Here is a 7327-nt window from a genome sequence, read left to right as displayed (position 1 = left end):
GCGGCCCACCGGCGCCGCGGGCACGATCCGGTGGCCAGGCTCGCGGAGCTGGCGGCCGGTTGCCTCCGCCAGGCCGGCTGGCCCGCGACCGTGGCGAGGGTGCTCGTCCAGCGGCGGCGTGTCGCCGACCAGGCGGGGCTGAGTTCGCTCCAGCGGGCTGCGAATCTGTCCGCGGCCTTCTCTGTCACAGTCGGCCGCAACGCGCCTGTGCCGCGCTCCTGGGGTGGCACAGAGGCGATTGTGCTGGTCGACGACATCGTCACCACCGGAGCGACGCTCGCGGAGGCGGCGAGGGCGATGCGCGAGGTCGGCGTGACGCCGTCCTTCGCCGCCACGGTCGCCGCGACACGCCGGAGAGTCCGAACCGGCGAACGTGACGGAGGGTAAAGAGCGGTTCGACGTCCCAGCTCACTCCAGCGCCACACCTCACTGTCTCGATCGTGCCCTCTGGGCTGCTCAACGGTGGCGAGCGGCCCTCGCCTCCGGCACCGCCCACCCGTGGGGACAGGGTCTCCGATGATCGGCCGCCAGGCTGTGAACCACACAAAGTGATCCTTGACCCGATCGCCAAGCTGACATTCGGCCGGGATGCGGATAGCGTCTGAGCCATGGCACCCGCTCGGGTCCGTGGTTGCGCCGGACCGACCTCCGACAGGAGGCCGGCACGGCTAGCCGATGCCAGCCGCAGGCCAAACGGTCCACGTAAGACGACTTTTCGTCGATCGATCACGGTGCGGCTTAGAGGTAAGTCCTGCCTTCCCGGGGAGCCAGATGTTCCTCGCCAGAAGAGAAGGGCATGTAGTGGCAAAGAGCTGCGAAACCCTCAGCAGGCGGATGTGGGGACGAAGACCAGGTCGGCCGAGCGGGTGCCGCAGTACCACCGTCGAGATTCGAAGGGGGGCCGTGCATGGAGATCATCGTCAAGGGTCGGCACACCGGAGTGAGTGACCGATTCCGTGACCACGTGAACACCAAGCTGGCCAGGATCGAGCGTTTGGACCACAAGCTCATTCGCGTTGACGTGGAGGTGTCCAAGGAACGTAATCCCCGTATCGTCGATCAGCGAGAGCGCGTCGAGCTCACCATTCATTCACGTGGTCCAGCGGTCCGGGCGGAGGCCTCGGCCGACGACCGTTTCGCCGCCCTTGACATCGCACTCGGCAAGCTCGAAGGACGGCTGCGGCGCCTCGCCGACCGGAGAAAGATCCACCACGGCAACCACTGCCCCCCCTCGGTCGCCGAGCTGACGGCCACCGCGCTCGCGGAGACGTTCGAGAGCGCCCCGGACCGGTCGCTCACCGAGCAGGCCGAGGCCGACCTTTCCGAGGACAAGACCATCATCCCGATCCAGATGGACGGAGACGGGCCGTTGATGGTCAGGGAGAAGTTCCACAAGGCCGATCCCATCACGATCGACCAGGCACTTCTCGAGATGGAATTGGTGGGGCACGACTTCTACCTATTCCGTGACAAGGAGAGCGGGCAGCCGAGCGTCGTATACCTGCGTCAGGGGTACAACTACGGCGTGCTGCGGCTCGTCGAGCCCTGACGGACGCGCTCGAAGATCCTCTCCGACCAACCGAGGACCATGAAACCCGTGTAATCATGGCGGTCCACCGGCTCTGGCCCCCCGAGGAGGAGGCGTGACGGAACCCGACGACGCAACCAGCTCGACCGGACGCGGCGAACCGATCCGCGTGCTGATCGTTGACGATCACGCGCTGATCCGCCGCAGTCTGGAGATGGCGCTGGCCGCGGAGACGGACATCGAGGTTGTCGGCGAGGCGAGCGACGGGCAAGAGGCGGTCGAGCTCGCCGACCGCCTCACGCCGGATGTCATGCTCATGGACGTCCGGATGCCACGGAGAAACGGTATCGAGGCCACTCGTGAGATCAAGGCCTCGGTGCCGAGCACGCGGATCATCATGTTGACCGTGAGTGACGAGGAAGAAGATCTTTTCGAGGCGATCAAGGCGGGTGCCACCGGCTACCTGCTGAAGAACGTCCAGCTCGACGAGGTGCCGGAGGCCGTACGCGGTGTCCACGAAGGACAGTCGCTGATCAATCCGGCGATGGCCGCCAAACTCATCAGCGAGTTCGCCAGTATGAGTCGCAAGGAGGCCGAGCGGCCCCCACAACTCCCCGTCCCGCGCCTGACCGATCGGGAGATGGAGGTGCTCCGCCTGGTCGCGAAGGGGATGAACAACCGCGAGATCGCCAAGCAGCTGTTCATCTCCGAGAACACAGTGAAGAACCACGTCAGGAACATCCTGGACAAGCTCCAGCTCCACTCCCGGATGGAGGCGGTGGTCTACGCGGTCCGCGAGCGGATGCTTGAGATCACCTGACCCACCCCCGGTGCGGTGACCGCGGGACGGTGCAGGACACCGCGGGAGCCGGGGAGCCCGTCCCCGAGGCGATGAAGCCGAAGGTCGCGGTCGCGCCCGCGGCCAGGGAGCCGTTCCAGGCGGCGTTCCGTGCCGAGACCGAGGCCCCCGACTGGGTGACCGTCGCGTTCCAGGCCTGGCTGATCTGCCGGCCGGTGAACGTCCAGTTCGCCGTCCAGCCGGTGATGGCCGCCGCACCGGTGTTCTTGACGGTCACCTCGCCCTGGAAGCCGCCCGGCCACTGGTTGGTGGTCTGGTAGGTGGCCGTGCAGCCGCCGCTCGGCGGAGGTGTGATGGTCGGCGTCGGGGTGGGGGTGATCGTCGGGAGCGGTCCCGAGCCGAGCAGGGCGGTCAGAGCGGGGAACCACCGGTCCGACATCTTCTGGTCGCCCGAGGCGTTGGGGTGCACGCCGTCGTAGGTGTCGGTCGCGGTGCTGAAGCCCGTCCACTGGTCGACCACGACTATCGGTGACTGAGCGGTGGTCTTGCCCGCGGCCCAGCCGGGAATCGCCGCGTTGAGCGCGGAGACCCGCTGCGCGCACTCACCGCACGTGCTCGGGTTCATCGGGATGATCTGGGCGACGAGGATCTTCATGTTGGGGTTGCTCGCCCGCATCTGGTCCACCAGCTTGCCGTACGCGGCCAGGATGGTGGCGGTCGCGCGGTTGCTCCAGGCGTCGTTGGTGCCGAAGTGCATCATCACGATGTCGGGTGTGGTCGCCGAGAGCCAGCCGGGGAGCTGGTTCTGGTCGGCGACGTTGGTGACCAGCGCCCCGCCGTGCCCCTCGTTGTCCCCGTCGTGCGCGACGCCACAGCCCTGCGGTGGCAGGGTGCCGACGAAGTCGATGTTGGTGTGACCGGCGTTCACGAGCCGGTTCCACAGGAGGGCCCGCCAGCATCCGGGGGAACCGGTGATGGAGTCTCCGAGTGCCATGATCCTGGTGGCCGCCGCCTGCGCGGGCATCGCCGTGGCCGCCAGGAGGAGGCCCAGGGTCGCGACCGCGGTCACCGCGGCCGTCAGAACCGCCAGGATCGCGTCGCTTCCGCGCGTCTTTCGTCGCATTTTCCGCTCCTGCCTCGATGGGGCCCGATGCTAGGTGGCCCCGGGCGGGAGCGGGAAGCCGGCCGCCCGCCGAGAGCGCCCTGACCTGCTGCGACGCCTGCGGCGGGGGTGTAACTTTCAGCTGCCCGCCGCCCGGGCGGCCGGCCCTTCGGCGCTTTCGGGCCTGCGTCGTTCTCGTTCCTCCGCCGGGGATCAGGCATCCCCGGCGGAGGAGTGATCGCCCGGCTCGCGAGGGCGGCGCCGCGGAAGGGTAAACGGGGAATGAAGGAAAGCTACAAAATGTTCCACAGAAGTGGAGTTTATTGACGCAACCGTCAAGGTGAACGTAAGGTCCGGACAACACCTGGTACCCCCACATAGATGCCCTGACCTCGGAGAACACCCCACGGAGCGTTCATGAAGCGACTAGTAGCGGTAGCGGCCTCCCTCTGCCTCGCGGCCGTCACCGCGGCCTGCGGCGGCGCGGGCGGCGCAGACAGCTCCGCCTCCGTGGGGGGCGCCGTCTTCACCACGATCGACGCGCTCAAGCCGGGCATCGACGCGAACGCGCCGATCAACCCGTACAACCCCAAGGGCAACGCCTTCCGCGGGTACAACGCCGAGTGGCTCGGGTGGACCAAGAACCACCTGACCGACCCGAACCAGTTCTACCCGGGCGTCGCGAAGAGCTGGCAGATCGCCCCGGACCAGTCCTCGATCACCATCGAACTCCAGCCGGACGGCAGGTGGTCCGACGGCAGGCCGATCACCGCCGAGGACGTGAAGTTCTCCATCGGCCTGGCCTACACCCAGGGCGGAACCGCCTACGCCCTCGACCCCTCCGCGGCCGGGGCGGCCTCCGACATCAAGATTCTGGACGACAGGACGATCAGGATCGCCCAGAAGACGAAGAACCCGAGCTCCACCTTCGTCCGCAGCGTCATGGAGACCGTCATCGTTCCCAAGCACGTCTGGGGCGGCGTGCTGCCCGCCGACTTCTGGCAGAAGCTGAAGGTCGCGCAGAGCGACGCCCCCGGGGCCGAGGTGGCACGGGCCGGGATCACCAGCCTCGCGGAGAAGGTCATGACCTTCTCCCCGCCCAAGGACGTCTCCGCCGGGCCGTTCGTCCTGAAACGCGTCAATCCGGGTGAGGCGCTGCTGGTCAAGAACAAGTACTTCCACAACGCGGCCAACGTCGCCGCCGACCAGGTGCGCATCCTCAACTACACCGGCAACGAGCAGGTCTGGAACTACCTGGTCTCCGGCAGGCTGGACAGCGCGCCGTTCACCGCGGTCCCGGCCGCTGTGATGAAGCGCATCACCCAGACCCCGGGCAACGCCGTGGTCAGGGGGTACTCGCCGGTCAGCGAGGCGCTGGCGTTCAACCAGTCCAGGAAGCCCTACGACAACGTGCACGTCCGCCGGGCGCTGGCCTACCTGATCGACCGCGAGCAGGTCACCAAGGTCGCCTCCCCGGAGGGCGGCATCGCCTCTGTCGCCACCTCGGGCATGCACCAGGAGGCCGCGAAGGCATGGCTGGGCGACGGTGTCGCCGCCCTGGAGCCGTACCGGCACGATCCCGCCAGGGCCGAGCGGGAGCTGCGGGTCGCGGGCATGAAGAAGGTCGGCGGCAGGTGGACGATGCCGGACGGCAGCCCCTGGAAGATGACCATCAACGTGCCCGCGTCCTTCTCCGACTGGCTGGCCGGGGCCAAGGCGGTCACCAGCCAGCTCAACGACGCCGGGATCGACGCCGAGGTCGTCACCACCGCCGACTACCCGCTCTACCTGGAGGAGATGGCGGCCGGCAAGTACGACCTCGGCTTCTGGCTGGTGGCGCTCGGGCCCGCCCCGTACAACATCTACCAGCGCCTGTACGGGGCCCAGAACGGCTGGCAGCTTTTCGGCGGCAGGCTCACGCACGTCGCCCCCGGCACGAAGGGCAACTGGATGGGCGGTGCCGAGACCCTCGACGTCAACGGCGAGGGCATGATCAACCCCGGCGAGCTCGCGGTCAGGCTGAACTCCGCGCCCGAGGCGGAGCAGAAGAAGATCATCTCAACCCTGGCCAGGGCCGCCAACCAGGACCTTCCGGTGATCCAGCTGTGGGACTACGTCAACACGCAGGTCGTCAACACCACGCGTTTCAGCGGATTCCCCGGTCAGGACAGCGACACGCTGCGCCTCACCGCAGGCGTCTGGCTCCAACTCGGCATGCTCGAGAGGAAGTAGCCACATATGACGGTCATCGCACGCCGCCTCGCGGGCCATCTCGCCCGAGGGCTCGTCATGATCCTGGTGGTCACCACGATCAGCTTCGTGATCATCAGGAACATCCCCGGCGACCCCATGCAGGCCCGCTACGAGAAGCTGGTCGAGCAGGGCATGTCGCCCGACCAGGCCGAGCGTGCCACTGCGGTGCTGTACGGCTTCATGCCGAAGGGCACGATGTGGGAGCAGTACGTCGACTACATGAAGGGACTGCTCCACCTCGACCTCGGCCAGTCGGCGAGCGTCCCCGGCGCGGAGGTCACCAGCCTGCTCGCCTCGGCGGCCGCCTGGACGATCCTGCCGGTCCTCGTCGGCACCCTGCTCAGCTTCGCGGTCGGCATCATCATGGGCGTCTACGCGGCGATCAAGCGGTCCAGCAAGCTGGGCGACGTCCTGGCCGTCTCCGGCTCGCTCATGCACGGCCTGCCGCAGTACGTCCTCGCGCTGCTGCTGAGCGCGGTCTTCACGACCCTCCTGCCGATCTTCCCCGCGGGCGGCACGGCGGACGTCACGCTTGAGCCGGGCCTCAACGCCGCCTACATCGGCTCGCTGATCCAGTACGCCACGATGCCGGTCCTGACCTACGCGCTGGCCGGCTATGGAGGCTGGATCCTGGCGATGAAGTCGAGCGTGGTCACCGTGCTCGGCGACGACTTCATCCTGGCCGCCGAGCTGCGCGGCCTGAAGCGAGGCTTCATCTTCCGCTACGTGGCGCGCAACGCCATCCTGCCGCTCTTCACCACCCTGGCGCTCTCGCTGGGCCTGCTGTTCGGCGGCGCGATCTTCATCGAGCGGATCTTCACCTACCCGGGGCTGGGTCTGCTGCTGCTCAACAGCATCACCGACCGCGACTACACGCTGATGGGCGGGGCCTTCCTGCTGATCACCGTGGCGATCGTCATCGCCAACATCGTGGCCGACATGCTCTACACCGCGATCGACCCACGGGTCCGTTCCGGACAGGAGGCTTCATGAACCGGCGAATCACGACAGCCGACGGACACCGCGTCCAGGGCGGCCGGCCGGCGGGAGAGATCGCATGACCGCGCCGGTCATCACCAGGGGCGGCACCCGCGCGACGCTGCGGCGCAACTTCCGGCGCGGCGTCTGGCGGGTCCTGCGGCGCAAGCCCAGCCGGCTGGTGGGCGTGGTCATCCTGGGCGTGTTCGCGTTCATGGGTGTCTTCGGGCCACTGCTCTACCCCGAGCGGCTGCCGCGCGACGACAACGCGCTCTACGCCGCGCCCAGCTGGGCGCACCCCTTCGGCACCGACTTCGAGGGTACGGACGTGCTCGCCCTGGTGATCACCGGGGCCCGGTACGTCCTGCTGACCGCCCTGGTCACCGCCGTCATCACGGTCGCTCTGGGCACCGCGGTCGGGCTGTTCGCCGGGTTCAGGCGGGGGCGCTGGGACAGCGTGCTCATGCGGATCACCGACATGAAGCTGACCATCCCCGGTCTCCCGCTGCTGCTGGTGCTGTCGACGATCTGGAAGTTCACCGGCGCGATCGAGATGGGTCTGGTGCTCGGACTCCTCGGCTGGGGCGGGGTGGCGCGCGCCGTACGGGCGCAGACCCTCTCGCTGCGCGAGCGCGGCTTCGTCGAGGCGGCCAGGGGACTCGGCCTG

Annotated in this window: 7 protein-coding genes; 6 read left to right on the top strand and 1 reads right to left on the bottom strand. The window is 68.1% G+C overall.

Annotation, left to right across the window (positions count from 1 at the left end; all coding sequences use genetic code 11):
- The 3 genes from ABZ260_RS42890 to ABZ260_RS42880 form a co-directional block, all read left to right on the top strand.
- A partial coding sequence (locus ABZ260_RS42890; protein WP_355629368.1) for a phosphoribosyltransferase family protein occupies nucleotides 1–387 on the top strand: 387 nt, incomplete at its 5' end.
- Between the two features lie 520 nt (nucleotides 388–907).
- A complete protein-coding gene (gene raiA, locus ABZ260_RS42885) occupies nucleotides 908–1549 on the top strand; it encodes a ribosome-associated translation inhibitor RaiA (protein ID WP_355629366.1) in 642 nt (213 codons plus the stop codon).
- A gap of 94 nt (nucleotides 1550–1643) precedes the next feature.
- Nucleotides 1644–2348, top strand: coding sequence for a response regulator transcription factor (locus ABZ260_RS42880; protein ID WP_355629363.1), 705 nt, complete (start codon nucleotides 1644–1646; stop codon nucleotides 2346–2348).
- Here ABZ260_RS42880 and ABZ260_RS42875 read toward each other — a convergent pair.
- Nucleotides 2341–3450, bottom strand: a complete 1110-nt coding sequence (locus ABZ260_RS42875; protein ID WP_355629360.1) for a cellulose binding domain-containing protein — start codon at nucleotides 3448–3450, stop codon at nucleotides 2341–2343. The two genes, ABZ260_RS42880 and ABZ260_RS42875, sit on opposite strands and share 8 nt — an antisense overlap.
- A 396-nt stretch (nucleotides 3451–3846) precedes the next feature.
- Here ABZ260_RS42875 and ABZ260_RS42870 point away from each other — a divergent pair, with 396 nt between their 5' ends.
- The 3 genes from ABZ260_RS42870 to ABZ260_RS42860 all read left to right on the top strand — a co-directional run.
- Nucleotides 3847–5661, top strand: coding sequence for an ABC transporter substrate-binding protein (locus ABZ260_RS42870; RefSeq protein ID WP_355629357.1), 1815 nt, complete (start codon nucleotides 3847–3849; stop codon nucleotides 5659–5661).
- A gap of 6 nt (nucleotides 5662–5667) precedes the next feature.
- Entirely contained in the window at nucleotides 5668–6675 is a 1008-nt protein-coding gene (locus ABZ260_RS42865) for an ABC transporter permease (protein WP_350926268.1), read from the top strand.
- A gap of 64 nt (nucleotides 6676–6739) precedes the next feature.
- The coding region (locus ABZ260_RS42860) for an ABC transporter permease subunit (protein ID WP_355629353.1) at nucleotides 6740–7327 on the top strand (588 nt) is incomplete at its 3' end.

The organism is Streptosporangium sp. NPDC006013 (assembly GCF_040614275.1).
Taxonomy (GTDB): Bacteria; Actinomycetota; Actinomycetes; order Streptosporangiales; family Streptosporangiaceae; genus Streptosporangium.
The sequence above is the reverse complement of the archived record's forward strand: the minus strand, read 5'-3'. Positions and strand labels throughout refer to the sequence as shown.

Coding starts and splice junctions, on each gene's coding strand:
- raiA (WP_355629366.1), top strand. CDS start 908: ATGGAGATCATCGTCAAGGGTCGGCACACCGGAGTGAGTGACCGATTC.
- ABZ260_RS42875 (WP_355629360.1), bottom strand. CDS start 3,450: ATGCGACGAAAGACGCGCGGAAGCGACGCGATCCTGGCGGTTCTGACG.
- ABZ260_RS42865 (WP_350926268.1), top strand. CDS start 5,668: ATGACGGTCATCGCACGCCGCCTCGCGGGCCATCTCGCCCGAGGGCTC.
- ABZ260_RS42870 (WP_355629357.1), top strand. CDS start 3,847: ATGAAGCGACTAGTAGCGGTAGCGGCCTCCCTCTGCCTCGCGGCCGTC.